We start from the raw sequence: 26,059 nt of genomic DNA on the forward strand, positions 1-26,059 counted from the left end.
GACCGCTACGCCTGGAGGTACCTGCCGTGTTCTTGACCGCCCTGTTGGCTTCGGGGTCCACCCCGTCGCCGTCCCCCTCGGCGACGACGGACCCGACGACCGCCACGCTTCAGGACGCCCAGCAGAGCGCGACCAACGCCGCCAGCTGGGTCGAGCAGAACTGGTCCACGTGGCTGGCGATCGGTCTGCGCGTCCTGTTGATCCTGGTGATCGCGGGGGTACTGAGAGTGGTGGTGCGGCGGGCGATCACCAAGCTGATAGATCGCATGACCCGCACGGTCCAGGCGGTCGACGGCACGGCCCTGGGCGGCCTGCTGGTGAACGTCGAGCGCCGCCGGCAGCGCTCGCAGGCGATCGGCTCGGTCCTCCGCTCGGTCGCGTCCTTCCTGATCATGGGCACCGCCGCGCTGATGATCCTGGGCACGTTCCAGATCAACCTGGCCCCGCTGCTGGCCTCCGCCGGTGTCGCGGGTGTGGCGATCGGTTTCGGCGCCCGCAACCTGGTCACGGACTTCCTCTCCGGCGTCTTCATGATCCTTGAGGACCAGTACGGCGTCGGCGACACGATCGACGCGGGGGTCGCCTCCGGCGAGGTCATAGAGGTGGGCCTGCGCGTGACGAAGCTGCGCGGCGACAACGGCGAGATCTGGTACGTCCGCAACGGCGAGGTCAAGCGCATCGGCAACCTCTCCCAGGGCTGGGCCACGGCCGGCGTCGACGTCACGGTCCGCTCGAACGAGGACCTGGACAAGGTGAAGCGCACCCTCGACGAGGTCGCCGAGGCTATGACCAAGGAAGAGCCCTGGAACGAGCGCCTGTGGGGCCCTATCGAGGTCCTCGGCCTGGACAGCGTCCTGCTCGACTCGATGGTCGTCCGCCTCTCGGCGAAGACCATGCCCGGCAAGTCCCTCTCCGTCGAACGCGAACTCCGCTGGCGCGTCAAGCGCGCCTTCGACGCCGCGGACATCCGCATCGTCGGGGGCCCCACGGTGCCCCCGGAGGAGGAGCCCGTCGACCCGACCGCCGCGGTGTCGGCCCCGTCGGTCCTCGGCAACCCCGCCTCCCCCCAGTCGGAGGCGACGGCCCCCATCCCGGCCCCCGCCTCGGCCCCGGCCGCGTCGAGCACACCGAAGTAGGCCCAGGCCGTACGCGCGAGGGGGCGGCACCCGGGTGTTCCGGGCGCCGCCCCCTCGCGCGTAGGCGCAAGCCCACAGCTCCGGCATCAGCCATCGACTCACGTACGGCGATCTCGTCGACCGGCCGCTCGACCTCCCGCGCTCAGCCGTCAGCCGGTCCGCTCACGCCCCGTCGCGAAGAACTTCCCCACATAGGCGCCGGAAGGCAGCTCACTCTCCCGCATGAGGGAGAAGACCTCCGCCCCCACGCCCGGCACCCCGTCCATCCGGAACGCCTCGGCGAAGCCGGTGTACTCGGTCTCCCCCAGCGCCGCGCAGTACTCACCCGCCTCGGCCTCCGCGCGGCCGATGGCCTCGTCCAGGGAACCGGCGGTCCACAGCGTCACCCGCTCCTCGTAGACGCCCAGTTCGCGATGGCGGAAGATACACCGAACGCCGTACCACGACTGCTCATCCACGGGCGGTCCCGGACTCCAGCCCGGTCGCCCCGGCTATCTGACACACGGCGGCGAACGAGGACCCCTTGCCCAGTCCGGCCACCCCCAGAAGTCCCTCACCGTCCCGGACATCGAGGACGACGTCCCCCGAGGGCGCGTCGAAGGACATCGATCCCCAGACGGACTGCTTCCCCCGCCCGGGACGCCACCGGAAGTGGATCTCCTCCCGGCCCTTCTCGGCGACGAGGAACGCCCGCTCCGAGGCCGCCAGCTTTTCGCGGACCCGCTCCTGCCACCCGTCCGAGACCGGCACCGGGCGCAGTACGTGCGTCTGCCGGTCGTCCAGCGCCTCGACGGAGAGCGGGATGCCGGCCGCACCGGCCCGCCGCCGCAACGACCGCACCCCGACGACCGCCACCGCGAACGTGAGGATCCCCCATGTCAGAGGACTGAAGACCAGTTCCCCGCTCACGGAATCCCACGTGAATCCGTCGTTCACAAAGTCGATGAACGTCATGGTGAGCGCCAGCGACACGCACTTGGCCGCGGCCGCGCGCCAGCAAGCCATCAGCAGCTTCACGAGCTTCATGAGCGAGGCCCCCGCCCCGCCCCACCCCGCACCAAACGGTTCACTCTCATGTGGCCGGATCCTATGAACAAGAACCTGTGAAGGTGACCGGATATCGACCCCGCCACCATCCCCCTTCGGCGTCGCATCACCGTCCCCAACGTCGCAGATCACCTCAAAGCTCCGCACCCCCTCCCACCTGCGCATCTGCCGATCGTGACGAAGTCGTGATGCGTCCGGAGCGCGCCCTCGAAATCAATCTCATTCACATGCCCCCCGCATTTCGGCCACATCCGGCGGCCGTCTCATCTCGCCCCAACAGCGGCCCTTGCAAGGCGATCGTTGTCGGCACCACCAGCACGGTGAAGGTCCCGATCACGTACACCCTGACCCACCCGGTCGACCTCGTCATCGACGGCGAGACGAGCGCCGCGGGCATCACTCTGTACCGCGGAACGTCGCTCTCGAAGCTGCGGAACGAGATGGGGCCGGACGACGCCCCGAGCTGCACCACGAAGTCCACGACCGCCACGACGGTCACACAGTCCTGCACCGAGGTGATCGCCGTCGCGCCCCAGGACTACCTCTACGACGCGGCGGACGCCGGCACCTGGAAGGTGGCCGGCTTCTACGGCCGCACCACCTCGGACAACGACGACTCCGACGACCACATCAGCTTCGACTACGGCTACGACATGTGGGGCGGCCTCGGCACCACACAGGTCAAGCGCGCCGCCAAGCTGACCACCGACGCCACCCCCGAGCCGGTGACGAAGGGCAAGGCCCTCACCGTCAAGGGCGCGCTCACCCGCGCCAACTGGGAGACCAGTAAGTACTCCGGCTACCAGGGCCAGCCGGTCGCCCTCCAGTTCAAGGCCAAGGGCGCCACCGCCTACAAGACCGTCAAGACGGTGACCTCCGGCACGGCGGGCGCCCTCACCGCCACGGTCAAGGCCTCGGCCGACGGCTCCTACCGCTACAAGTTCGCGGGCACGCCCACCACGGGCACCGCCACGGCCACGGGCGACTACGTCGACGTGAAGTAACCGAGGACGGGTCCTCCCCCGGCTCACCCCAAGTCGCCCCCGCGGCAGACGGATTCGTCTGCGGCGCGGGCGACTTCGTGCGTCCGGGGGAAGTCCGGGGCGAGGATGCGGACCTCCGGCCCAGGTAACGACTCTGTTGCCTCGGGGGTGGTTTCTCTTGACGCCTCCGCGGCCCTCGGCCTACCTTCCTCCCACCAATAGGAAACTTTCCTAACAATGATCTTGCAGTGGACTTCCCCGCGGCCACCCTGGGAAGCTGAGCGACTGGGCAGTTGAAAGGCAGGTGTCGACAAACATGGCAGGATCCGCCGGTACGCCGGGCACCCCGCGCGTCCTGCGCGCCATGAACGACCGCGCCGCCCTCGATCTGCTGCTCGCGCACGGACCGCTCTCGCGGACCAGGATCGGAAAGCTGACCGGGCTGTCCAAGCCCACCGCCTCCCAGCTCCTCGCCCGGCTGGAGGCCGCCGGACTCGTGCTGGCCACCGGCACGAGCGAGGGACGGCCAGGCCCCAACGCCCAGTTGTACGCCGTCAATCCGAGGGCCGCCCACGCGGCGGGCCTGGACGTCACGCCCGAGCGCATCCTCGCCGCCGTCGCCGATGTCACCGGCCGCACGGTGGGCGAGTACGAGCTGCTCACCCCGGGCCGGCGCCCCGCGCGGCCCGTCGTACGCCAGGTCACCGACGCCCTCGACGGCGCGGTGAAGGCGGCTGGGCTCGCCAGGGGCGACGTCCAGCGGCTCGTCATCGGGACGCCCGGCGCCTTCGACCCCAACACCGGCCGCCTGCGGTACGCCTCCCACCTGCCCGGCTGGCACTCCCCCAGCCTCCTCGACGAGCTCGCGGCCGCGCTGCCGATGCCCGTCGAGTACGAGAACGACGTCAACCTGGTGGCCATCGCCGAGCAGCGGCTCGGGGCGGCGCGCGGGCACGAGGACTTCGTACTGCTCTGGAACGAGGGCGGCCTCGGCGCCGCCCTCGTCCTCGGCGGCCGACTGCACCGCGGCTGGACCGGCGGCGCGGGCGAGGTCGGCTTCCTGCCCGTGCCCGGCGCACCCCTCGTACGCCAGGTGACCAAGGCCAACAGCGGTGGTTACCAGGAGCTGGCCGGCTCCCAGGCCATTCCCAAGCTCGCCCGCGAGCTGGGCATCCAGCCGGTGCCGACCGGGCCCTACGCCGAGGTCGCCGCCGCCCTCGTCGAACAGGCCGCCCGCATCAACGAGGGGCCGCACCTGCGGCTCCTGGAGACGTACGCGACCGGTCTCGCCACCGGTCTCGCCTCACTCGTCTCCGTGCTCGACCCCGAACTCGTCGTGCTCAGCGGCGCCTCGCTCACCGCCGGCGGCGAACCGCTGCGCGTCCTGGTGCAGGCAGAGCTGGAGGAGCTGGCCGCCTCCCGACCGCGCCTCGTGGTCGGCGACGTACACGAACACCCCGTGCTGCGCGGCGCGTTGGAGAGCGCGCTGGCGGCCACCCGCGACGAGGTCTTCGACACCTCCCGCTGAGTCCCACCCCTCGACCGACTCCCCGTCCCGCGAATCGTCCCGCGAACACCACCACCGCCCTGCCGTAGGGAGACCCCGCCATGCCCGGAATATCCAGGAAAGTCGCCACTGCTCTCGCCGCTTCCGCCTCGCTCGCCCTCCTCACCACCGCCTGTACCGGCCAGTCGTCCTCGGGCGCGAGCGACGACGCCTCCAAGGACACGACGATCAACTTCTGGCACGCCTGGAGCGCGCCCGGCGAGATCGCGGGCGTGAAGGCCCTGGTCGCGGGCTTCGAGAAGACGCACCCCAACATCCACGTCAACATCGTCGCCAACATGACCGACGACAAGATCAACCAGGCCCTGCGCTCCGGCGGCGACAAGGCTCCCGACGTGATCTCCTCGTTCACCACCAACAACGTGGGCAAGTTCTGCTCCTCCGGCGCCCTTGTCGATCTCAACCCCTTCTTCAAGAAGGCGGGAATCGACCCGGCGACGACCTTCCCGAAGGCGATGAACGAGTACACCCAGTTCGACGGCAACCGCTGTACGGTTCCGCTGCTCGGTGACGCCTACGGCCTCTACTACAACAAGAACGCATTCAAGAAGGCCGGGATCTCCAGCCCCCCGAAGACCTGGTCCGAATTCGAGGCGGACGCGAAGAAGCTCACCGTCTCCCAGGGCGACTCCTACTCCCAGCTGGGCTTCATGCCGAACTACCACGGCTGGGAGTCCACCACCGAGCACTACTTCGGCCAGTTCTCCCCGACGTACTTCGACAGCAGCGGCAAGTCGAACCTCGCCAAGGACCCCGCCTTCACCGCCGGATTCACCCTCCAGAAGAAGCTCGTCGACGAACTCGGCGGCTACCAGAAGCTGGAGAAGTACCGCTCCAAGCTCGGTGACGAGTGGGGCCCCAAGCACCCCTTCCACACCGGCCAGGTCGCCATGCAGCTGGACGGCGAATGGCGGCTCGGCATGGCCGAGGACGCCAAGCCGAACTTCGAGATCGGCGTCGCCCCGCTGCCCGTTCCCGACGACCAGGCCGACCAGTACGGCAAGGGCTACATCACCGGCACCATCGCGGGCATCGCCGCCACCAGCAAGAAGCAGAACGCGGCCTGGGAACTGGTCAAATACATGACCACGGACACGGACGCGGTGGTCGGCTTCGCCAACGCCATTCACAATGTGCCCTCGACGCTGGCCGCGCTCAAGTCGCCGAAGCTGAAGTACGACCCGCGCTTCAAGACGTTCCTGGACATCGCCTCGAACCCGAACTCGACGACGACTCCCGCGTCCATCAACGGCGGCACCTACCTCGTGACGATCCAGCAGTTCGGATACGACTACGAGAGCGGCAAGGCGAAGGATCTGAAGGCGGGTCTGCAGAAGACCGCCGCGCAGATCGACACGGACATCGCGCAGGCGAAGTAGTAGACGGGCACGGACATGAGCACCGTCACACTGGCTTCGAAGCGGCGCCGATCGGCGCTGCGCACCCTCGCCTTCATGTCGCCGTGGCTGATCGGCTTCGCGGTCTTCTTCGCCTATCCGCTGATCTCGACCGTCTATTTCTCGTTCATGCACTACGACGGCTTCAAACCGCCGACGTGGAGCGGGACGAAGAACTGGACCTACGTCTTCGAGCACTACCCGCTGTTCTGGCCCGCGCTGCGCAACACCCTGTGGCTGGTGCTGGTCATGGTCAGCCTGCGGGTCGTCTTCGGACTCGGCGTGGGCCTGCTGATCACGAAGATCAAGACGGGCACGGGCGTCTTCCGCACCCTCTTCTACCTCCCCTACCTCGCCCCGCCCGTCGCCGCGACGATGGCCTTCGCCTTCCTCCTCAACCCCGGTACGGGACCGGTCAACTCGATCCTGGAGAAGGTCGGCATCCCGGCCCCCGGCTGGTTCAACGACCCCAGCTGGTCCAAGCCGGCCCTCACCCTGCTGGCCCTGTGGGGCATCGGCGACCTGATGGTCATCTTCATGGCCGCGCTGCTCGACGTACCGACGGAGCAGTACGAGGCGGCGGAGCTGGACGGCGCCTCGGCCTGGCAGCGGTTCCGGTACGTCACGCTGCCCAACATCTCGCCGATCGTGATGTTCGCCGTGGTCACCGGCGTGATCCAGACCATGCAGTACTACACCCAGCCACTGATCGCCGGGAAGGTCGCGTCGGGCGTCATCCAGGGCGCCGGTACGCAGTTCGAGCCCGGCTACCCCGACAAGTCGACGCTCACCCTGCCGCAGCTCGTCTACAACCTCGGCTTCCAGCGCTTCGACTACGGCTCCGCCTGTGTGGTCGCGCTCGTGCTCTTCGCCCTGTCCATGGTGTTCACCGCGTTCCTGATGCGGCGCCGGGGCGGTCTCATCCAGGCAGGTGACTGACAGCCATGACACAAGTACTCGACAAGCCCGTGGAGTTGCGGGCCCCGGTCTCGCCCGCCGAGCGCACCGCCCGCCGCAAGGCGCTCCTGGAGTGGGTCGCGATCCACGCCCTGGGCGTCGCCGCCGCCCTCTTCTTCGTCCTCCCCTTCGTCTTCGTCTTCCTGACCTCCCTGATGAGCGACTCGCAGGCACTCAGCCGCGATCTCATCCCGCACACCTGGGAATGGGGCAACTACAGCAAGGTCTTCGACACCCCCGGCTTCCTCACCTGGTGGAAGAACACACTGCTGTACGCCGGTGCCGGCACCGTCCTGACGGTCGTGTCGTCGATCCCCGTCGCCTACGCCCTCGCCAAGTTCCGCTTCCGCGGCCGGAACCTGTCACTGATGCTGGTCATCTCGATGATGATGCTGCCGCCGCAGGTGGTCATCATCCCGATGTACCTCTTTTGGGCGAAACAGCTGGACCTGTCCGGCACCCTGTGGCCGCTGATCATCCCGATGGCCTTCGGTGACGCGTTCTCCATCTTCCTGCTCCGCCAGTTCCTGATGACCATCCCGAACGAGTACCTCGACGCGGCGAAGGTCGACGGCTGCGGGGACCTGAAGACCCTGGTGAAGGTCGTCCTGCCGATGGCGAAGCCAGGGATCGCCGCCGTGGGCCTCTTCCAGTTCTTCTACGCCTGGAACGACTACTTCGGCCCGCAGATCTACGCCTCCGAGAACCCCGGCGCCTGGACCCTCTCCTACGGCCTGGAGTCGTTCAAGGGCGCGCACCACACCGACTGGAACCTCACCATGGCCGCGACCGTGCTGGTCATGGCCCCCGTGATCCTCGTGTTCTTCTTCGCACAGAAGGCGTTCGTCGAGGGCGTCACGCTCACCGGAGTGAAGGGTTGACACACACATGAAACTCACCGTGGTCGGCGGAGGGTCGACCTACACGCCCGAACTCATCGACGGCTTCGCCCGGTTGCGGGACACCCTGCCCGTCGAGGAACTGGTCCTCGTCGACCCGGCCGCCGACCGCCTGGAGCTGGTGGGCGGCCTGGCGCGACGCATCTTCGCCAAGCAGGAGCACCCCGGCCGGATCGTCACGACCTCCGACCTGGACAAGGGCGTCGAAGGCGCCGACGCGGTCCTGCTCCAGCTGCGCGTCGGCGGCCAGGCGGCCCGCGAGCAGGACGAGACCTGGCCGCTGGAGTGCGGCTGCATCGGCCAGGAGACGACGGGCGCGGGCGGTTTGGCGAAGGCGCTGCGCACGGTCCCGGTCGTCCTGGACATCGCGGAGCGCGTCCGCCGTACCAACCCCGACGCCTGGATCATCGACTTCACCAACCCGGTCGGGATCGTGACGCGCGCGCTGCTCCAGGCGGGCCACAGGACGGTCGGGCTGTGCAACGTGGCGATCGGCTTCCAGCGGAAGTTCGCCGGGATGCTCGGGGTCGCCCCCGTGGACGTCCATCTGGACCACGTGGGTCTCAACCACCTCAGCTGGGAGACCGGGGTGCGCCTCGGCGGCCCCGAGGGCGAGAACGTCCTGCCGAAGCTGCTGGCCGAACACGGCGACACGATCGCCGACGACCTGCGCCTGCCGCGCACCCTCGTGGACCGCCTGGGCGTGGTCCCCTCCTACTACCTGCGCTACTTCTACGCGCACGACGAGGTCGTACGAGAGCTGCGGACGAAGCCGTCACGGGCGGCGGAGGTCGCCGCGATGGAGCGGGAGTTGCTGAAGATGTACGGCGATCCGGCGCTCGACGAGAAGCCGGAGCTGCTCGCCAAGCGGGGCGGCGCGTACTACTCCGAGGCGGCCGTCGACCTCGCCGCCGCGCTGCTCGGCGGGGGCGGCAGCCCCTATCAGGTGGTCAACACCTACAACAAGGGCACCTTGCCCTTCCTCCCGGACGACGCGGTGATCGAGGTGCAGGCGGCCGTCGGTCCGCACGGCCCGACACCACTGCCGGTCCTGCCGGTCGACCCCCTGTACGCGGGGCTGATGGCGGCCGTGACGTCCTACGAGGACCTGGCCCTGGAAGCCGCCCTGCGCGGCGGCCGCGACCGGGTCTTCCGGACCCTCCTCGCCCACCCCCTCATCGGCCAGTACGAGTACGCCGACGCCCTCACCGACCAACTGATCGCGCACAACCGGGAGCACCTCGCGTGGGCATGACGTCATCCGGACCCGGCGCCGGGACGGCCGCCGGATCCGACCCCGCGGGCATGGTCCTGGCCATCGACGCGGGGAACAGCAAGACCGACGTCGCGGTCGTGTCCGTGGACGGGCGGGTGGTCGGGGCCGCGCGCGGCGGGGGATTCCGGCCGCCGGTGGTCGGGGTCGCCACGGCCGTGGACGCCGTGGGCGAGGCCGTCGCCCGCGCCTTCGCCGAGGCGGGCGTCGACTCCGTGGCCCATGTCTCGGCCTGTCTCGCCAACGCCGATCTCCCCGTGGAGGAGGAGCAGTTGGCGGCCGCGCTGCACGCGCGCGCGTGGGGCACGAGCGTGGAGGTGCGCAACGACACGTTCGCGATCCTGCGCGCCGGGATAGCGGAGCCGCGCGGGGTCGCCGTCGTGTGCGGCGCGGGTATCAACTGCGTCGGCATGCGTCCCGACGGCCGCACCGCCCGTTTCCCGGCGCTCGGCCGGATCTCCGGGGACTGGGGCGGTGGTTGGGGCCTGGCGGAGGAGGCCCTGTGGTACGCGGCCCGCGCGGAGGACGGCCGGGGCGGGCCCACGGCCCTGTCCCACACCCTCCCGGCCCACTTCGACCTGTCCTCCATGTACGCCCTGATCGAGGCGCTGCACCTGGAGCACATCGAGCACGACCGCCGGCATGAACTGACTCCGGTGCTGTTCGCGACGGCGGCGGAGGGTGACGAGGTCGCTCGCGCTCTCGTGGACCGGCTCGCGGACGAGGTCGTCGCGATGGCCACGGTCGCTCTGACCCGGCTTGACCTCCTCGCCGAGGAGACCCCCGTCCTCCTTGGGGGTGGTGTCCTTGCCGCCCGCCATCCCCAACTCGACGACCGGATCCGCGAACTCCTGTCGGCCCAGGCCCCCAAGGCGGTCCCCCAGGTGATCTCGTCCCGCCCCGTGCTGGGCGCCGCCCTCCTGGGCCTGGACCACGTCCACGCCCCCACCGAGGTCCACACCCGCGTACGGGCCTTCTACGAGGGGGGTTGAGGGACTTCGCCCCCAGGCTTTCAGGGGCGCGGGGAACTGCGCGACCAGCCCCCACCCACCCGCACCCGGAAAGCCCCCTTCGCACACACCCCAATACCGGCACATTCGAAAGGGAACCGAACACACACCGGCCGCGTATTCATGGTCAGGGGGGTGGCGCGGAGCGCCGCGGTCGCGCTGCCGTCCGAACGGGCCACCGCTGTACGAAGGGTGGGCTGCAATCCGAACAAGATCGAGTCAAGGCCTGTGCGGATGTCAGTCCCGGCGGCGATACTTGCGGCCGTGCACCTCTTTTCGTGCTCCCGCGTACGCGGGGGAGGTGACCGACGGATGACCATGGGGGAGGTCAAGTGACACAGCCGCCGAAGGGCACGGCGCCACCGGGGCAGCCGGCCACGCCCACGATGCCTGCCGTCCCGCCGCAGTCCGGCGCGACAGCGGCCCAGTACGGCGCGACGGCGACAGCGACGGCGCCGCGGTCCGGGCCCCCCTCGCCACCGGGCAGACCCGCCACGCCCGACACCGCCCCCGCACGCCGCACCGCCTGGGCGGAGGGCGTGGACCGCCTGCGCGCCGCGGCGACGACGGAACCGGGCCGGCTGCGCCTCATCGGCGCCGTCCTCGCCCTCCTGGTCGTCGCGTTCGGCACGGTCACCGCCTGGCAGATGACCGAACGTTCGAGCGCGGCGGACGACGTGCTGCACAGCAGCCAACCGCTGAGCGCCGGCGCCGCGGACATCTACCGTTCGCTCGCGGACGCCAACACCGCGGCCTCCAGCGGCTTCCTCGCGGGCGGCCAGGAGAGCGCGGACACCCGCGACCGGTACGAGAAGGACATCCGCACGGCCGCGCAGGGGCTCATCACCGCCGCCGCCAACTCCGATCCGGGATCCCCGTCCACGGACACGATCGCCAAGCTCAACAAGCTGCTGCCGGAGTACAAGGGCCTGATCGAGCGGGCCCGCGCCAACAACCGGCAGGGCTATCCGCTCGGCGGCGCCTACCTGCGGTACGCGAACGAGAAGATGCAGCAGCAGATGCTCCCCGCGGCCGAGGATCTCTACAAGCGGGAGAACGCCCGGCTGAGCGCCGACTACGCCGACGCGAAGCCCTACCCGTGGGCCGCGATCGGTCTCGGCGTCCTCGCGCTCGGCGGGCTCTTCTGGGCCCAGCGACGCCATTACCGCCGTACGAACCGGGTGTTGAACCAGGGACTGGTCGCCGCCACGGCCGCCTCCGCGGTGGTGCTGCTCTGGCTGGTGGTCGGGCACAGCGTGGCCAGGGCCGGGCTGAACTCCTCGTACGACCACGGGGTCCGCTCACTGAACGTGCTGCACGACGCCCGGATCGCCTCCCTGAAGGCGCGGGGCAACGAGAACCTGACGCTGGTCAGCCGGGGCGCGGAGACCAAGCAGGTGTCCGCGACGGAGGTCATGGACCTCTACGACTACGACTTCCAGCAGGACATGAAGACCCTCACCAAGGGCCTGGCGCTGGCCGAGGGCCTCGCCGACGACACGGCGGGCAAGAAGCCCGTCGAGGCCGCGACGGGCAACATGAAGGTCTGGAAGTCCCGCCACCAGGAGGCCCGCACGGCCGACGACTCGGGCGACTACCAGGGCGCTTTGAACAAGGTGATCGGTTCGGCGGCCGACAAGCCGACCGGTGAGTGCTTCGACGGCGTGGACACCAACCTCGCGGCGGCGCTGACGCACGAGGAGAGTGAGTTCAAGCAGGCGGCAGGCAACGGCCGGGACGCGATGAGCGGGCTCCCCGCGGGCGCGGCCGTCCTCGCGGCGCTGGCCGCGGCGGGCGCCCTGCTGGGCATCGGGCGCAGGCTTTCGGAGTACCGGTGAGAGGGGGAGCGGTGAAAGGGGGCATGGCGATGACCGCACGACGTCTGAGGGCGAGCCTGAAGGGCTGGGGCGGCGTGGGTGCGATGGCCCTCGCCCTGGTCGTCACCGCGGTCTTCGCCCTGTTGCTGCCGCTGAGCAGCGCCCGCGGGGACGGCAGCACGGGCACCGGCGGCCAGGGCGTGGGCCAGGGCATCCAGGCCAGGGCCGACACGTGCACCGACCCGCAGGACCAGAGCCCCTCCCCGTCCTCCGACGACAGCGGCAAGACGATCACGGCCATCAAGCAGCGCGGCTATCTGTCGGTCGGCGTCGACCAGAACAGCTACCGCTGGGGCTACCGCGATCCGAACAACACGGCGAAGAGCAGCGACCTGGAGGGCTTCGACATCGATCTCGCGCACGAGATCGCGAGGGAGATCCTCGACGACCCGAACGCCGTCCGTTTCCACGCCATCCCCACCAACCAGCGCATCCCCGCGATCAAGTCCGGTCAGGTCGACATGGTGGTGCGCACCATGACGATCACCTGCTCCCGCCTCAAGGACGTGGCCTTCTCGGCCCCTTACTTCCTGACCGGGCAGCAGGTCCTGGCCCCCAAGACCTCGGACATCAAGGGGTACGACAAGACGCTGGCGGGCAAGCGGATCTGCTCGGCGGCGGGCTCGACGGCGTACGACAAGCTGTCGGCCGACAAGAAGGCGGGCGCGCTCGCCTCCTCCGCGGACATCACCACCACCGTGCCCAACCAACTCGACTGCCTGGTGCGGCTGCAGCTCGGTCAGGTCGACGCCGTGGTGACCGACGGCGCGCTCGCTGCCAGCCAGGCGGCGCAGGACCCGACGGTCGAGCTGAAGGGCAAGACCTTCACCGAGGACTACTACGGCGTGGCGATGAAGTTGGGCGCCGACGATCTGGTACGCCGGGTCAACCAGGTGCTCGTGGACTACCGCAAGAGCGGCGGCTGGCAGGCCTCGTACACCAAGTGGCTGTCCGCGACCCTGAAGGCGGACTCCCCGTCGGCGACTCCGCCCACGGCGCACTACAAGTAACGGAAACCGGGTAACGGCGGCGCGGACGACGCGGCCGGCGGGAACGCAAGCTACGGGCACGACCGAGAGCGAGAGGTGATCGATGGGCGTCACGGGACCCCCCGAGCCGGTGATGGACCGGGACGAGGTGGACCGTGCGCTGGCGCGGCTCGGCGCGGAGCACGAGGCCATCGAGACCTCGCTCCTCGCCCTGCAGGACCACGCGGGCCGCAGACTCCTCGAAGGCGCCGAGCTCACGGGCACGACCAAGGAGCGCTGGTCGACCGCGGACGCGTCGATCACGCTGCTGTGGGCGTACTTCGACGCGTACACGGACGCGCTGCGCTCCGCCCGCGACATCCGTTCCCGGCGACGCTGGTCGAGCCGTGAGGACCTGGTCGAGCTGACCGAACTGCTGCGCGGCGCGGGCATCACGGTCGCCGGTTCGACCACCGCCGCGGCGAACGCGCCGACGCTCTCCGGCACCGGGAAGCTCAGCGAGCGGTTCTCCCTGGTGGCGCTGGTGGAGCGGATGAACGAGCTGTACGCGTCCTCGCTCGACATGGTCGTCGCAGCGGACGCCGTCTGGTCCGCGCTGCCCGCCCGGATCGATTTACTGGCCGCGGAGCTCCAGCGCACCCGCCAGCTCGCGCACTCCGTGGGCGTACGCCCCGGTGAGCACCCGGCGGGCGACGACCTGGAGCGGATCACCCGGACGCTGAGCACCCTGCGTCAGCAGGTCGTCTCCGACCCGCTGGCCTTCTGGGTGCCCACGAAGGGCAGTTCGGCGCCCGGCGGCGGACGTCCGGACACGACGACGTACGACCGCGAGGCGCGCGCGCTGGAGGACGTCCGCCGGGAGATCGACGCGGTGCTCACCGTCCGCCAGGACGCGGAGGCCCGCCTCGTGCGGCTGCGGGACGTGCTCAGTCGCGCCGACCGCACGCTCGCGGAGGCCAGGAGCGCCCGCGGTGAGGTGCTGGCGAAGATCGCCGCGTCCGAGGTGCCGGCCGTCAGCGGGCCGCCGACGGTGCTGCAGGAGCAGTTGGCGGCGGCCGCGGAGTACCGCAGACACGCCCAGTGGCACCGTCTGTCGCCCCTCCTGGAGGCGCTGGAGGAGAAGGCCGAGGACGAGCTGCTGCGTGCCCGCGAGTCGTTGACCGCGGTCACCGCGCCGCTCGCGGTCCGCGCGGAGCTGCGCGGCCGCCTCGACGCGTACAAGGCGAAGGTGGCCCGGCACGGCCTCGCGGAGGACCCGTTCCTCATCGAGCGCTACGACGCGGCCCGACGCATGCTGTGGAGCGCGCCCTGCGATCTGCGGGTGGCGGAGGAGGCGGTGCTGCGCTATCAGCGGGCCGCCGTCGATCTGCTCAGCCCGCGAGTGCCCGAACAGGGCGGGCCCACCGACCGTAGGGGGCCACACGCGTGAGCGTTGAAGGTGATGCAGTGTGAGTGAGCAGCAGAAGTGCCAGCGGCCCGGTTGCCCGGGGTCGTACGAGGACGTGGGCGGCGGCGAGCTGTACTGCGACACGTGCGGTCTGGCACCCGTCGTCTCGGCGAACGGCACGGTGGGCTCGCCCCCGACCGGACTCACCGCGGGCGGCAAGGGCTCGCGCGGCTCCGGCAGCAGTTCGCGGGCGAGTTCCCGCAGTTCCAGTTCCCGTACGTCCTCGCGCTCCTCCCAGTCGCGGCGCTCGGTCTCCGGACGTCTGTCGCGCTCGCTGTCCGGCAACGCGAGCAGCCGCTCGGTGTCGGTGCGCAGCTCGGGCTCGACCGCCTCCTCCAGTGGCCGCGGACGGCTCGGCGTCGGGCTGGTGCAGGTGCCGGACGTGCCGCGGCCCGACCCGCGCGCGATGGTGCTGGAGAACCCGGAGGTGCCCGAGCGGAAGCGGTTCTGCTCGCGCTCCGACTGCGGGGCACCGGTGGGCCGTTCGCGCGGTGAGCGGGTGGGGCGCACCGAGGGGTTCTGCACCAAGTGCGGTCACCCGTACTCGTTCGTGCCGAAGCTGCACACGGGCGACATCGTGCACGGCCAGTACGAGGTGGTGGGCTGTCTCGCGCACGGCGGGCTCGGCTGGGTCTACCTCGCCGTCGACCGCGCCGTCTCCGACCGCTGGGTGGTCCTCAAGGGCCTGCTCGACACCGGCGACCAGGACGCGATGGCGGCGGCGATCTCCGAGCGGCGCTTCCTCGCGGAGATCGAGCACGCCAACATCGTGCGGATCTACAACTTCGTGGAGCACCTGGACCAGCGGACGGGCTCGCTGGACGGGTACATCGTCATGGAGTACGTCGGCGGCAAGTCGCTGAAGGAGATCGCCAACGACCGTCGGACAGCGGACGGCAAGCGCGATCCGCTGCCGGTGGAGCAGGCCTGCGCGTACGGCATCGAGGCCCTGGAGGCGCTCGGTCATCTGCACAGCCGCAATCTGCTCTACTGCGACTTCAAGGTCGACAACGCGATCCAGACCGAGGACCAGCTCAAGCTGATCGACATGGGCGCGGTGCGCAGGATGGACGACGACGAGTCGGCCATCTACGGCACGGTGGGCTACCAGGCGCCGGAGGTGGCCGAGGTCGGTCCCTCGGTGGCGAGTGACCTCTACACGGTCGCCCGCACCCTGGCCGTGCTGACCTTCGACTTCCAGGGGTACACGAACGTCTTCGTGGACTCCCTGCCGGACCCGGACAACATCGAGGTCTTCCGGACGTACGAGTCCTTCTACCGGCTCCTGGTGCGCGCCACCGACCCCGATCCGGCGCGCCGGTTCGCGTCCGCGCAGGAGATGGCGGAGCAGCTGACGGGTGTGCTCAGGGAGGTCGTGTCCCTCCAGACGGGGCGGGCGCGCCCGGCCCTGTCCACCCTGTTCGGGCCGGAACTGAAGGTCACGGACACGGAGTTGTTCGGGAAGCTGGACGGGGACGTGTCACGGCTGGGGGCACGCGCGGTGCCCCTGCGGGGGAGAAAGCGCGCGCCCGCGCCGCCCCTCGGCAGCAACGGAGCGGGGGTGAACGGCACCCCGCCGCTCCCCCTGGCGCCCGCTCCGGCCCCGGCCCCGGCCGCTCTGGTCAAGCCGTTGAACGCCGCGGCCACCGCGCTCGCGCTGCCGGTCCCCCGCGTCGACCCGGGCGACCCCAACGCCGGTTTCCTCGCGGGCCTGATGGCCTCGGCTCCCGCGGAGCTGATCACCGCGCTGCACGCGGCGCCCATCGGCTCGCTGGAGCTGCGCCTGCGCGAGCTGCGGGCCCGGCTGGAGATGGGCGAACTGGCCAGTGCGAGCAGGGCACTGGAGGCGCTGGAGGCGGACCACCCCGACGACTGGCGGGTGGTCTGGTACCGGGGCGTCGCGGCCCTGGCGACCGGGGAGCACGAGACCGCGGCGCTGTCCTTCGACGCGATCTACGACGCCTTCCCGGGCGAACCCGCGCCGAAGCTGGCCCTCGGCCTGTGCGCGGAGGTGCTCGGGCAGCTGGACAACGCGGGCGAGTACTACCGCCTGGTGTGGACGACCGACCCCAGCTATGTCAGCTCGGCGTTCGGCCTGGCCCGCGTGCAGCTCGCGGCGGGCGACCGCCGCGGCTCCGTACGCACACTGGAGTCCGTACCGGAGTCGTCGATCCACTACACGGCGGCGCGGGTCGCGGCGGTGCGGGCGCGGCTGCGGCAGCGGCTGGCCGAGGAGGCGGCGGCAGCGGCGTTCCTGGACGATCTGACAGCGGCGGCCGGGCAGGTCGAGGCCCTTGACGGATACGGTCTGGACGCGGTGCGACGCGAGCAGTTGTCGACGGAGGTCCTGGGCTGCGCCCTGGACTGGGTACTCTCCGGTAGCCGGAGTTCCGCCCCGCACTCCGGCGGCGGACCGGTGCTGCTCGGCAGTGAGGTGGACGAGCGCGGTCTGCGTTTCGCACTGGAGCGTTCGTACCGCACGCTGGCCCGCCTCGCGCGGGGTGGCGAGGAGAGGATCGACCTGGTGGAACGTGCCAACCGTTACCGCCCCCGGACGTGGGTGTGATTGATGTCCCAGATGCCCCAGCCGACGGCCCTTTCGCGGTGCCCCAGTTGCGAGGAGCCCCTGGAGGCGGGTGACCGTTTCTGCGGTGCGTGCGGGTACGACCTGTCGGCGGTGCCCGCACCGCCCCAGGACCACCCCACGATCGCCATGAACGGCTCGTCGACACGCCCCTCCGAGGCCGCCGCGTCCCTGGACTGGCCGCTCGCGCCGGAGCCGGCGAGCTCCGACACGCCCGCGCCGGTGCACCGGGCGACCGATATCCGGGGCACGGACTCGGGCGGCTCCGAACTCCCCCACCCGGACACGGAGTCCGCGGCGGCCCAGCAGCCGGGCGACCACACCTCGGGCGACCACATCTCGGGTGCACAGCCTTCGGATGGGCAGCCTTCGGGCGTACGGTTCGACCGGCCCCCGGAGCCCGACGAGTACCCGCTCGCCCCGCCGGCCGGGGCCCCCGCCGGACCCGTCGTCGATCCGCGGACCGCCGACCTCGGCGCATCCGTCACGCCCCCCGCGGGCACCAAACTGTGCGTCGCCTGCCGCTCAGGCCATGTGGACAGCGACGGCTACTGCGAGAACTGCGGGCACGCCCAGCCGCGCGAACGGGACCACATGGAGCAGGAGTTGGGTGCGGTGGCCGCGGTCAGTGACCGGGGTCTGCGCCACCACCGCAACGAGGACGCGTTCGCGATCTCCTCGACCGCGCTGCCGGACGGCTCCCCCGCGGTCGTCGCGATCGTCTGCGACGGGGTCTCCTCGGCGACCCGCCCCGACGAGGCCTCGCTCGCCGCGTCCCGGGCGGCGGGCGAGGCGCTGTTGGCGGCGCTGCCGCTCGGCACCCACCCGCAGCAGGCCATGCACGAGGCGATCCTCGCGGCCGCCGAGGCCGTCAACTCGCTGGCCGAGGCGCCCCCCGCGCACGAGGAACACGCCCCGCACCAGAACGCGCCCGCCTGCACCCTCGTCGGCGCCGTCGTCACCCCCGCCCTTCTGATCGTCGGCTGGGTCGGCGACAGCCGCGCCTACTGGGTCCCCGTCGACCGGAGTTCACCCCCCGCCCGGCTCACCGAGGACGACTCCTGGGCCGCGCAGATGGTCGCCGCGGGCCTGATGAGCGAGGCGCAGGCGTACGCCGACGAGCGCGCCCACGCCATCACGGGCTGGCTCGGCGCGGACGCGTACGAACTGGAGCCGCACACCGCTTCCTTCAAGCCGGACCGGCCGGGTGTGGTGGTGGTGTGCACCGACGGACTGTGGAACTACGCGGAGGCGGCCGAGGAGATGGCCGAAGTCGTGCCGCTGGACGCCGCCGAAAGGCCCCTGCACAGCGCCCAGGTCCTGGTGGGTCACGCCCTGGACGGCGGGGGCCACGACAACGTAACAGTGGCCGTCGTGCCGTTCCCTGCCCCGCCGCAGGGGGCAGGATCGGCCTGAGGCCGCGAAAAGGCGCAATCCGTGCCCACGGGGACGGCCTCGGACCGGAGGGGACCGGTCCGCATACAGTCATCGCCTCCGCCAACCGCCGGAGGTCTTGAGGGGGACGAAGAAGGCATGGCCAATTTCTCGAAGTCGAACGTGCCGCAGTTCTCGGTCGACGTGTACCAGAACGAGTACCTGCCCGAGGGCGGCCGCGAGGTCAACGCGATCGTCACGGTGAGCGCCACCGGCGGCGGCACCGTCGGGAGCGCGGTCGGCGCGCCCCACCTGTACGCGGCGGGCCAGGGCCCGGACGCCGCCGTGGCGATCATGGTCGACTGTTCCGGCTCGATGGACTACCCGCCGACCAAGATGCGCAACGCCCGCGAGGCCACGGCCGCCGCGATCGACACCCTGCGCGACGGCGTGCACTTCGCGGTGATCGGCGGCACGCACGTCGCCAAGGAGGTCTACCCCGCGGGCGGTCGCCTCGCGGTGGCCGACGCGGCGACCCGCGGCCAGGCCAAGGAGGCGCTGCGCAGGCTGAGCGCGGGCGGCGGTACGGCGATCGGCACCTGGCTGCGTCTCGCCGACCGGCTGCTGTCGTCGGCCGACGTGTCGATCCGGCACGGCATCCTGCTCACCGACGGCCGCAACGAACACGAGTCGCCGCAGGACCTCAAGGCCGCCCTCGACTCCTGTGCCGGACGTTTCACCTGTGACGCGCGTGGAGTGGGTACGGACTGGGAGGTCAAGGAGGTCACCGGGATCGCCTCGGCCCTGCTCGGCACCGCCGACATCGTCGCGGACCCGGCCGCCCTGTCCGCCGACTTCACACAGATGATGGAGACGGCCATGGGCAAGGAGGTCGCGGACGTCGCGCTGCGCCTGTGGACGCCGGTCGGCACCGAGATCAAGTTCGTCAAGCAAGTGGCCCCCACGGTCGAGGAGCTGACCGACCGTCGCACCGAGGCGGGCCCGCGCGCCGGCGACTACCCCACCGGGTCCTGGGGCGACGAGTCCCGCGACTACCACGTGTGCGTCGAGGTCCCCTCGGCCGGAGTGGGCCAGGAGATGCTGGCCGCCCGGGTCTCGCTCGTCGTGCCGCAGGGCGACGGGGGCGTGCACAACCTCGGCGCCCAGGGGCTCGTCAAGGCGGTGTGGACCGACGACATGGTGGCCTCGACGAGGATCAACGCCCAGGTCGCGCACTACACAGGTCAGGCGGAACTGGCGCAAGTCATCCAACAGGGTCTGGATCTGCGCAAATCGGGAGATGTCGACGGGGCAACGGCCAAGCTGGGCCGGGCCGTTCAGCTCGCGAGCGCGTCGGGCAACGCCGATACTGCGAAACTGCTTGCGAAGGTGGTGGACGTGGTCGACGCCGCGGCAGGTACTGTGCGATTGAAGGCAAGGGTCGAAGAGGCTGACGAAATGACCCTTGAGACACGGTCCACAAAGACTGTTCGTGTAAAGAAGTAGCGAGCCCGGTTCCCGCTGGGAACTGGAGAAACCCGGTCATAACGGCCGGAAAAGGAGAGGGGGAAGCGCCGACATGCCGACCTGCCCGAACGGACACCAGTCGGGTTCCGACGACTGGTGCGAGGTCTGCGGTCACCGCATGGCCGGTGCCGTGCCTCCGCCCCCTCCACCGCCGCCGCCCGCCGCCGGTTACGGCTATCCGCCGCCCGGCTCGCCCCCGCCGTCCGGTCCCGGGGGCCCGGGTGGACCCGGCGCCCCCGGTGGGCGCCCGCACCTGTCCGCCGTGCCCAATCCCGAGCCGGAGCTCTGCCCGCAGTGCCGTACGCCCCGCGAGGGCGGTGCGCCGTTCTGCGAGGAGTGCCGGTGGAACTTCCTGACGAACACGGCGACCTCGTACACCCCGGCGGCGCCGCGTCCGCAGTCGCCCGCGCCCGGAATGCCCAATCCGGCGCTGCGCTTCCAGCAGCCCTCGCAGGGGCAGCCGGGCGGCCCCGCGACCGGTCCCGGTCACGACCCGTTCGACTACCAGAGCTCGCGGCCCTCGCAGATGAACCGCCCCGCGGAACCGATTCCGCCCTATGGGCAGGATCCGTCGGGCTTCCGCGGCGACCCGTCCCGTCAGGGTGGTCCTTCCGGCCCGGGCGGTCCTGGTGCTGGTCCCGGTGGTCCCGGTGGCTTCGGTGGTCCTGGTCCTGGTCCCGGCGGCTTCGGTGCGGACCCGTCCCGTCCGGTTCCGCCGCCGCCCGGGCCTACGCCCGGCGGTCCCGGCGGCCCCGGCGCCCCGCAGGCCTTCACCCAGCAGCCGGCCGCGCCCACGTTCCCGCAGCAGGGCCCGCCCGGGCCCGGCGGTCCGCAGTCCGGGGGCCCGTCCTTCGGCGGCGGTGACGACGACTGGGTGATCTCCCCGCCGTCGGGCAATTCGCCCGGCGGACCGGGTGGTCCCGGCGGACGCCCCGGTGGTCCCGGTATGGGGCAGGGCGGCGGCTACGGCTATCCGCAGCCCGGCGCGACCCAGGCCCCGCCCGGCCCCGGTCCCGACTACCAGCAGCAGCGCCAGCCGCTGTCCTGGAGCGCGACGATCGGTCCCGACCGCGAGTACTTCATGGCGATGATGCAGCGCTCCGGCCCCGAGGCCGCGGGCCTGAACCTGCCCGCGTACTCACCGGAGCAGCAGCGCCCGCTCACCGGCAACCAGATGACGATCGGCCGCCGTCGGCACTCCACCGGCGACACCCCCGACATCGACCTCTCGGTGCCCCCGGAGGACCCGGGCGTCTCGCACCAGCACGCGGTCCTGGTCCAGCAGCCGGACGGCAGCTGGGCGGTCGTCGACCAGAACTCGACCAACGGCACCACGGTCAACGGCGGCGAGGAGCCCATCCAGCCCTTCGTGCCGGTCCCGCTCCAGGACGGCGACCGGGTGCACGTCGGCGCCTGGACGACGATCACCATCAGGCGAGGCTGACGGCGGAGGCCGCGACAGGAGTCACGGCGGGAATCACGGCAGCGGCCAGGCGTACGGCCCCTCGGGGTCGTCCAGCCACGCCCAGACGTCCGCGCCGTCGACCGTGACCCCGTACCGCTCGCGCACGGGCCGGTTCTCGCGCTCCCACAGCTCGTACGCCTCGTACGGGTCGAGGCCGCTCCCTGCCAGGGTCAGCAGGAACCGGAACAGCTCGTCGCCGCGGGCCCGGCGCGGCAGCTCGCGCAGGTCCTGCGGCTCCGACTCCTCGGGTCGGCTCGCGCCGCGCAGGGGCACGAAGTAGGCCGGCGTGTGCAGGAAGCGCCCCTCGGCATGCCCGGCGTCCCGGACGCGCAGCGCGATCAGACCGGTGGCCAGCGGCGCCAGGATGCGGGCGTCGGGACGGCACTGGGCCAGCCACGGCCGCGGGATCGAGGTCAGTGTGCAGGTGGCGATGATCCGGTCGAAGGGGGCGCGCTCGGGGACCCCGCGGGCGCCGTCCCCGGTGACGACGGTCGGGTGGTACCCGGCGATGGCCAGGTGCCGGCGCGCGGACTCGGTGATCTCCGGGTCGAGGTCGACCGTGGTCACCAGGCGGTCGCCGAGACGGTGGGCGAGCAGCGCCGCGTTGTAGCCGGTGCCGGCGCCGATCTCGAGGACGGCGTCCCCCTCCCGTACCTCCAGCGCGGTCAGCATCATCGCCATCAGCGACGGCTGGCTGCTGGAGGAGACCAGCACGCCGTCGCGCACCCGGGTGGCCAGCGGGGCGTCCGCGTAGGCGCCGCGCACCCAGTGCTCCCGGCTGCGCGGGTCGGGGTCCTCGCCCCACACCCGCTCGAAGCCGCCCACGGCACCGACGTAGTAGTACGGCACGAAGAGGTGGCGCGGGACCTCCTCGAACGCCGCCCGCCACACCGGGTCGGCGGCCCAGGCCCCGCTCCGGTCGATCTCGCGCACCAGGGCGGCCCGCGCCACGGCGGCGAGGTTGTCGAGGTCGTGATCGTGGTCACGGTCGTGATCGTGGTCGAGAGCGTGCGCGCTCATACCTCCACTGTGCGGCGGGACGGGCCGCGAGGCGAGTGCCGCATCCGCTGGGCCGCCGGGCCGCTGGGGGCGCTGGGCCGCTGGTCCTAAGCCTTGCGTCCTCGGTCACCCGGTCTGAGACGATGGTGAGGTGAAAGAGATTCGGCGCGGCACGCTTCAGGAGCAGACCTTCTACGAGCAGGTCGGCGGCGAGGAGACCTTCCGGCGCCTCGTGCATCGTTTCTACGAGGGAGTGGCCGAAGACCCGCTGCTGCGAGCCATGTACCCCGAGGAGGACCTGGGCCCGGCCGAGGAACGCTTCACGCTGTTCCTGATCCAGTACTGGGGCGGCCCGACGACGTACAGCGACAACCGCGGTCACCCCCGGCTGCGGATGCGGCACGCCCCGTTCGCCGTCGACCAGGCGGCACACGATGCCTGGCTGGCGCACATGCGCGTGGCCGTCGACGAACTCGGCCTCTCCGAGGAGCACGAGCACACGCTGTGGAACTACCTGACGTACGCGGCGGCGTCGATGATCAACACGACCGGCTGAGAGCGCTCCCCGGGGGGGGATCAGCGGACGCTGACGTCCAGTGCCCCGAGTCCCGCCCTGCGGACGGCGATCGATCCGTAGGGCGTACGCAGCCGCAGCCACGCCCCGGACGAGTACAGCCTCAACGGACTCTCGCCCGGGTCGGTCTGACGCACCGGCAGCAGGAACCCGAGCGACTGCGCCGCGTGCGCGGCCCGTACCTGAAGCCCGGTGTCACCGATCGGCCGGGACCAGATCTCCCGTCCGATGCGGTCGAGTTCGACGCGGGTACGGGCCTCGGGCGCCAACTCCCGTGTGCGGGACCGGAATTCGGCGACCGCGGTGGCGACCATCGCGCGTACGGCGTCCGGCCCGGGCAGTCCCGGCTCCGGCTGCCAGCCTCCGCGGGGCGGGAGGACCCCGGCCCACGGCGGCCCGGTGACGGCCTCCGGAACACCGACGGTGGCCGCCGACTCGTCGATGGACTCCAGGAGTTCACCGGCGGAGACGGTCACGTCGAGGGTGACGTCGAGACCGTTCTCGTACGGCTTGGCGAGCCGCGCCGTACGGATCGCGAGAACCTCGAACGACGGCGGCCGGCCGAAGACCGCGAGCGCGGTGCCGGACGCCTGGAGGCGTACGGCGGCGGCGCGGTCGTAGTGGATCAGCCGGGCGAGGAAGGCGGCGAGGTCCGCCGCCTCCCCGTCGTCGGTGAGGTGCAGCGCGGTCATGGTCATGCCGCGACGGCCTCGTCAGCCTGGTCGTCCCGGTACTCCTCCAGGAACTCGCGCTCCTCGGCGGTGAGGCGGCGCGGGCGCTGGGCCTCGAAGTCGAACGGCACGACCACGGTCGCGGCCCGGACGTAGAGCTGTTCCGCGTCCTTGACCTCGTACGTGATCGTGAACGCCGCGGCCCTTATCTGGGTGATCCACAGCTCGATGTCCACCGGCTCGCGCCGGTGGACGAGTTGCCGCTTGTAGTCGATCTCGTGGCGCGCCACCACGGACCCCTGCTTGAACTGCTTGTCCGGGCGGGTCAGGAAGTCGATACGTGCTTCCTCCAGGTAGCGGAGGAAGACCGCGTTGTTGACGTGGCCGTACGCGTCCATGTCCGCCCAGCGCAGCGGGCAGCGGTAGATGTGCCGCAAGATCGATCAGCCCCGGGTCAGCTTCTTGTAGGTGGCACGGTGCGGGCGGGCGGCGTCCGCGCCGAGGCGCTCGATCTTGTTCTTCTCGTACGACTCGAAGTTGCCCTCGAACCAGAACCACTTCGAGTCACCCTCGTAGGCGAGGATGTGCGTCGCGACCCGGTCCAGGAACCAGCGGTCGTGGGAGACGACCACGGCCGCACCCGGGAACTCCAGCAGCGCGTTCTCGAGCGAGGACAGCGTCTCGACGTCGAGGTCGTTGGTCGGCTCGTCGAGGAGCAGCAGGTTGCCGCCCTGCTTGAGGGTGAGGGCGAGGTTGAGCCGGTTGCGCTCACCGCCGGAGAGGACACCGGCCGGCTTCTGCTGGTCGGGACCCTTGAAGCCGAAGGCGGAGACGTACGCGCGCGACGGCATCTCGACCTGGCCCACGTTGATGTAGTCCAGCTCGTCCGAGACGACGGCCCACAGCGACTTCTTCGGGTCGATGTTCTCGCGGCTCTGGTCGACGTAACTGATCTTGACGGTCTCGCCGACCTTGATCGTGCCGGAGTCCGGCGTCTCGAGTCCCTGGATCATCTTGAAGAGCGTGGTCTTGCCGGCACCGTTGGGACCGATGACGCCGACGATCCCGTTACGCGGCAGCGTGAAGCTGAGATCGTCGATGAGGACCTTCTCCCCGAAGGCCTTGGAGAGGTTGTTGACCTCGACGACGATCGAGCCCAGACGCGGGCCCGGCGGGATCTGGATCTCCTCGAAGTCCAGCTTCCGCATCTTGTCGGCCTCGGCGGCCATCTCCTCGTAGCGGGACAGACGCGCCTTGGACTTGGCCTGCCGCCCCTTGGCGTTGGACCGCACCCACTCCAGCTCTTCCTTCAGACGCTTCGCACGCTTGGCGTCCTTCTGGCCCTCGACCTTGAGGCGGGAGGCCTTCTTGTCGAGGTACGTGGAGTAGTTGCCCTCGTAGGGGTGCGCGCGGCCACGGTCGAGCTCGAGGATCCACTCGGCGACGTTGTCGAGGAAGTACCGGTCGTGGGTGACGGCTACGACGGTGCCCGCGTACTTCGCGAGGTGCTGCTCCAGCCACTGCACGGACTCGGCGTCCAGGTGGTTGGTGGGCTCGTCGAGGAGCAGCAGGTCGGGCGCCTCGATCAGCAGCTTGCACAGCGCGACGCGGCGCTTCTCACCACCGGAGAGGTTGGTGACCGGCCAGTCGCCGGGCGGGCAGCCCAGGGCGTCCATGGCCTGCTCCAGCTGGGCGTCCAGGTCCCACGCGTTGGCGTGGTCCAGGTCGTCCTGGAGCTTGCCCATCTCCTCCATGAGCGCGTCCGAGTAGTCGGTCGCCATGAGCTCGGCGACCTCGTTGAAGCGCTTGAGCTTGCCCATGATCTCGGCGGCGCCGTCCTGGACGTTCTCCAGAACGGTCTTGGACTCGTCGAGCGGGGGCTCCTGCAGCAGCATCCCGACGCTGTACCCGGGCGACAGGAACGCGTCGCCGTTGGAGGGCTGCTCGAGCCCCGCCATGATCTTGAGAACGGTGGACTTACCAGCACCGTTCGGACCGACCACACCGATCTTCGCACCCGGCAGGAAGCTCAAGGTGACGTCGTCGAGAATCACCTTGTCGCCGTGCGCCTTGCGCGTCTTGCGCATGGTGTAAATGAACTCAGCCAAGAGAAACCGTCCGGACGCTTGAAATCGGCAGTGGGCAGATACACCCCATCTTGCCTGACGGCTACCCCTGGGGGGAAACCCGTTCGGTCAGGGCCCCGTGACCTGGCCGTTCCCCAACCGCGCTGGTAGCTGACCTGTCACTGGTTGTCGTCGCCGGTCACCGCCGAGCGACCTC

At 70.7% G+C, this 26,059-nt stretch carries 22 protein-coding genes; 16 read left to right on the top strand and 6 right to left on the bottom strand.

What is annotated here, in order from left to right; translation table 11 throughout:
- Positions 1 to 26: 26 nt before the first annotated feature.
- On the top strand, positions 27 to 1,136 hold the full coding sequence (locus KVT44_RS08265) for a mechanosensitive ion channel family protein (protein WP_099922619.1): 1,110 nt from the start codon (positions 27 to 29) through the stop codon (positions 1,134 to 1,136).
- A 149-nt stretch (positions 1,137 to 1,285) separates the two neighbouring features.
- On the opposite strand, the gene KVT44_RS08270 is transcribed toward KVT44_RS08265, so the two are convergent.
- Positions 1,286 to 1,594: a DUF4288 domain-containing protein gene (locus tag KVT44_RS08270; RefSeq protein ID WP_217566554.1), complete on the bottom strand. Its 309-nt coding sequence runs from the start codon at positions 1,592 to 1,594 to the stop codon at positions 1,286 to 1,288.
- On the bottom strand, positions 1,587 to 2,162 hold the full coding sequence (locus KVT44_RS08275; protein WP_099922617.1) for a hypothetical protein: 576 nt from the start codon (positions 2,160 to 2,162) through the stop codon (positions 1,587 to 1,589). The genes KVT44_RS08270 and KVT44_RS08275 overlap by 8 nt, the downstream gene beginning before the upstream one ends.
- 341 nt (positions 2,163 to 2,503) lie before the next feature.
- On the opposite strand from KVT44_RS08275, the gene KVT44_RS08280 reads away from it, so the two are divergent.
- The 14 genes from KVT44_RS08280 to KVT44_RS08345 all read left to right on the top strand — a co-directional run bounded on the left by KVT44_RS08280 (position 2,504) and on the right by KVT44_RS08345 (position 21,511).
- Positions 2,504 to 3,187 carry a hypothetical protein gene (locus KVT44_RS08280; RefSeq protein ID WP_217566555.1) on the top strand — a complete coding sequence of 228 codons (684 nt, stop codon included), beginning with the start codon at positions 2,504 to 2,506 and terminating at the stop codon, positions 3,185 to 3,187.
- A gap of 295 nt (positions 3,188 to 3,482) precedes the next feature.
- Positions 3,483 to 4,694, top strand: a complete 1,212-nt coding sequence (locus KVT44_RS08285) for an ROK family transcriptional regulator (protein WP_217566556.1) — start codon at positions 3,483 to 3,485, stop codon at positions 4,692 to 4,694.
- Positions 4,695 to 4,774: 80 nt separating this feature from the next.
- Positions 4,775 to 6,112 (top strand): ABC transporter substrate-binding protein, encoded by a 1,338-nt coding sequence (locus tag KVT44_RS08290; protein WP_075031871.1) that lies wholly within the window; start codon positions 4,775 to 4,777, stop codon positions 6,110 to 6,112.
- Between the two features lie 15 nt (positions 6,113 to 6,127).
- Positions 6,128 to 7,069, top strand: coding sequence for a carbohydrate ABC transporter permease (locus tag KVT44_RS08295; protein WP_075031872.1), 942 nt, complete (start codon positions 6,128 to 6,130; stop codon positions 7,067 to 7,069).
- Positions 7,070 to 7,074: 5 nt separating this feature from the next.
- Positions 7,075 to 7,968, top strand: coding sequence for a carbohydrate ABC transporter permease (locus tag KVT44_RS08300; RefSeq protein WP_217566557.1), 894 nt, complete (start codon positions 7,075 to 7,077; stop codon positions 7,966 to 7,968).
- Between the two features lie 7 nt (positions 7,969 to 7,975).
- Entirely contained in the window at positions 7,976 to 9,241 is a 1,266-nt protein-coding gene (locus KVT44_RS08305) for a 6-phospho-beta-glucosidase (RefSeq protein ID WP_060896508.1), read from the top strand.
- Positions 9,238 to 10,251, top strand: a complete 1,014-nt coding sequence (locus KVT44_RS08310) for an N-acetylglucosamine kinase (protein ID WP_229888806.1) — start codon at positions 9,238 to 9,240, stop codon at positions 10,249 to 10,251. Before KVT44_RS08305 ends, KVT44_RS08310 begins: the two co-directional genes overlap by 4 nt.
- A gap of 404 nt (positions 10,252 to 10,655) precedes the next feature.
- Positions 10,656 to 12,107: a hypothetical protein gene (locus KVT44_RS08315; protein WP_254649160.1), complete on the top strand. Its 1,452-nt coding sequence runs from the start codon at positions 10,656 to 10,658 to the stop codon at positions 12,105 to 12,107.
- Positions 12,108 to 12,136: 29 nt separating this feature from the next.
- Positions 12,137 to 13,156, top strand: a complete 1,020-nt coding sequence (locus tag KVT44_RS08320; protein ID WP_190168920.1) for a glutamate ABC transporter substrate-binding protein — start codon at positions 12,137 to 12,139, stop codon at positions 13,154 to 13,156.
- 82 nt (positions 13,157 to 13,238) lie between these two features.
- Positions 13,239 to 14,564 (top strand): hypothetical protein, encoded by a 1,326-nt coding sequence (locus KVT44_RS08325; protein ID WP_190168921.1) that lies wholly within the window; start codon positions 13,239 to 13,241, stop codon positions 14,562 to 14,564.
- Between the two features lie 19 nt (positions 14,565 to 14,583).
- Positions 14,584 to 17,148, top strand: a complete 2,565-nt coding sequence (locus KVT44_RS08330; RefSeq protein WP_217566559.1) for a serine/threonine-protein kinase — start codon at positions 14,584 to 14,586, stop codon at positions 17,146 to 17,148.
- Entirely contained in the window at positions 17,149 to 18,582 is a 1,434-nt protein-coding gene (locus KVT44_RS08335; protein WP_217566560.1) for a PP2C family serine/threonine-protein phosphatase, read from the top strand.
- A 117-nt stretch (positions 18,583 to 18,699) separates the two neighbouring features.
- Complete coding sequence (locus KVT44_RS08340) at positions 18,700 to 20,046, top strand: VWA domain-containing protein (protein ID WP_099922609.1); 1,347 nt, start codon at positions 18,700 to 18,702, stop codon at positions 20,044 to 20,046.
- Positions 20,047 to 20,119: 73 nt separating this feature from the next.
- The gene (locus KVT44_RS08345; protein WP_217566561.1) at positions 20,120 to 21,511 is read left to right on the top strand and encodes an FHA domain-containing protein; all 1,392 of its coding nucleotides are present in this window, start codon (positions 20,120 to 20,122) and stop codon (positions 21,509 to 21,511) included.
- Positions 21,512 to 21,544: 33 nt separating this feature from the next.
- Here the strand turns inward: KVT44_RS08345 and KVT44_RS08350 are convergent, their stop codons facing one another.
- Positions 21,545 to 22,552, bottom strand: a complete 1,008-nt coding sequence (locus KVT44_RS08350) for a methyltransferase domain-containing protein (RefSeq protein WP_217566562.1) — start codon at positions 22,550 to 22,552, stop codon at positions 21,545 to 21,547.
- 130 nt (positions 22,553 to 22,682) lie between these two features.
- Between KVT44_RS08350 and KVT44_RS08355 the strand changes: the two genes are divergently transcribed.
- Complete coding sequence (locus tag KVT44_RS08355; protein WP_217566563.1) at positions 22,683 to 23,087, top strand: globin; 405 nt, start codon at positions 22,683 to 22,685, stop codon at positions 23,085 to 23,087.
- 20 nt (positions 23,088 to 23,107) lie between these two features.
- On the opposite strand, the gene KVT44_RS08360 is transcribed toward KVT44_RS08355, so the two are convergent.
- The 3 genes from KVT44_RS08360 to ettA are packed head-to-tail and all read right to left on the bottom strand — an operon-like array spanning position 23,108 to position 25,884.
- Positions 23,108 to 23,797: a hypothetical protein gene (locus KVT44_RS08360; RefSeq protein WP_217566766.1), complete on the bottom strand. Its 690-nt coding sequence runs from the start codon at positions 23,795 to 23,797 to the stop codon at positions 23,108 to 23,110.
- A gap of 2 nt (positions 23,798 to 23,799) precedes the next feature.
- Complete coding sequence (locus KVT44_RS08365; protein ID WP_099922606.1) at positions 23,800 to 24,213, bottom strand: thioesterase family protein; 414 nt, start codon at positions 24,211 to 24,213, stop codon at positions 23,800 to 23,802.
- Between the two features lie 6 nt (positions 24,214 to 24,219).
- The gene (gene ettA, locus KVT44_RS08370) at positions 24,220 to 25,884 is read right to left on the bottom strand and encodes an energy-dependent translational throttle protein EttA (protein ID WP_082417016.1); all 1,665 of its coding nucleotides are present in this window, start codon (positions 25,882 to 25,884) and stop codon (positions 24,220 to 24,222) included.
- Positions 25,885 to 26,059 lie beyond the last annotated feature (175 nt).

It is taken from the genome of Streptomyces sp. GbtcB7 (assembly GCF_019091445.1).
GTDB lineage: Bacteria > Actinomycetota > Actinomycetes > Streptomycetales > Streptomycetaceae > Streptomyces > Streptomyces mirabilis.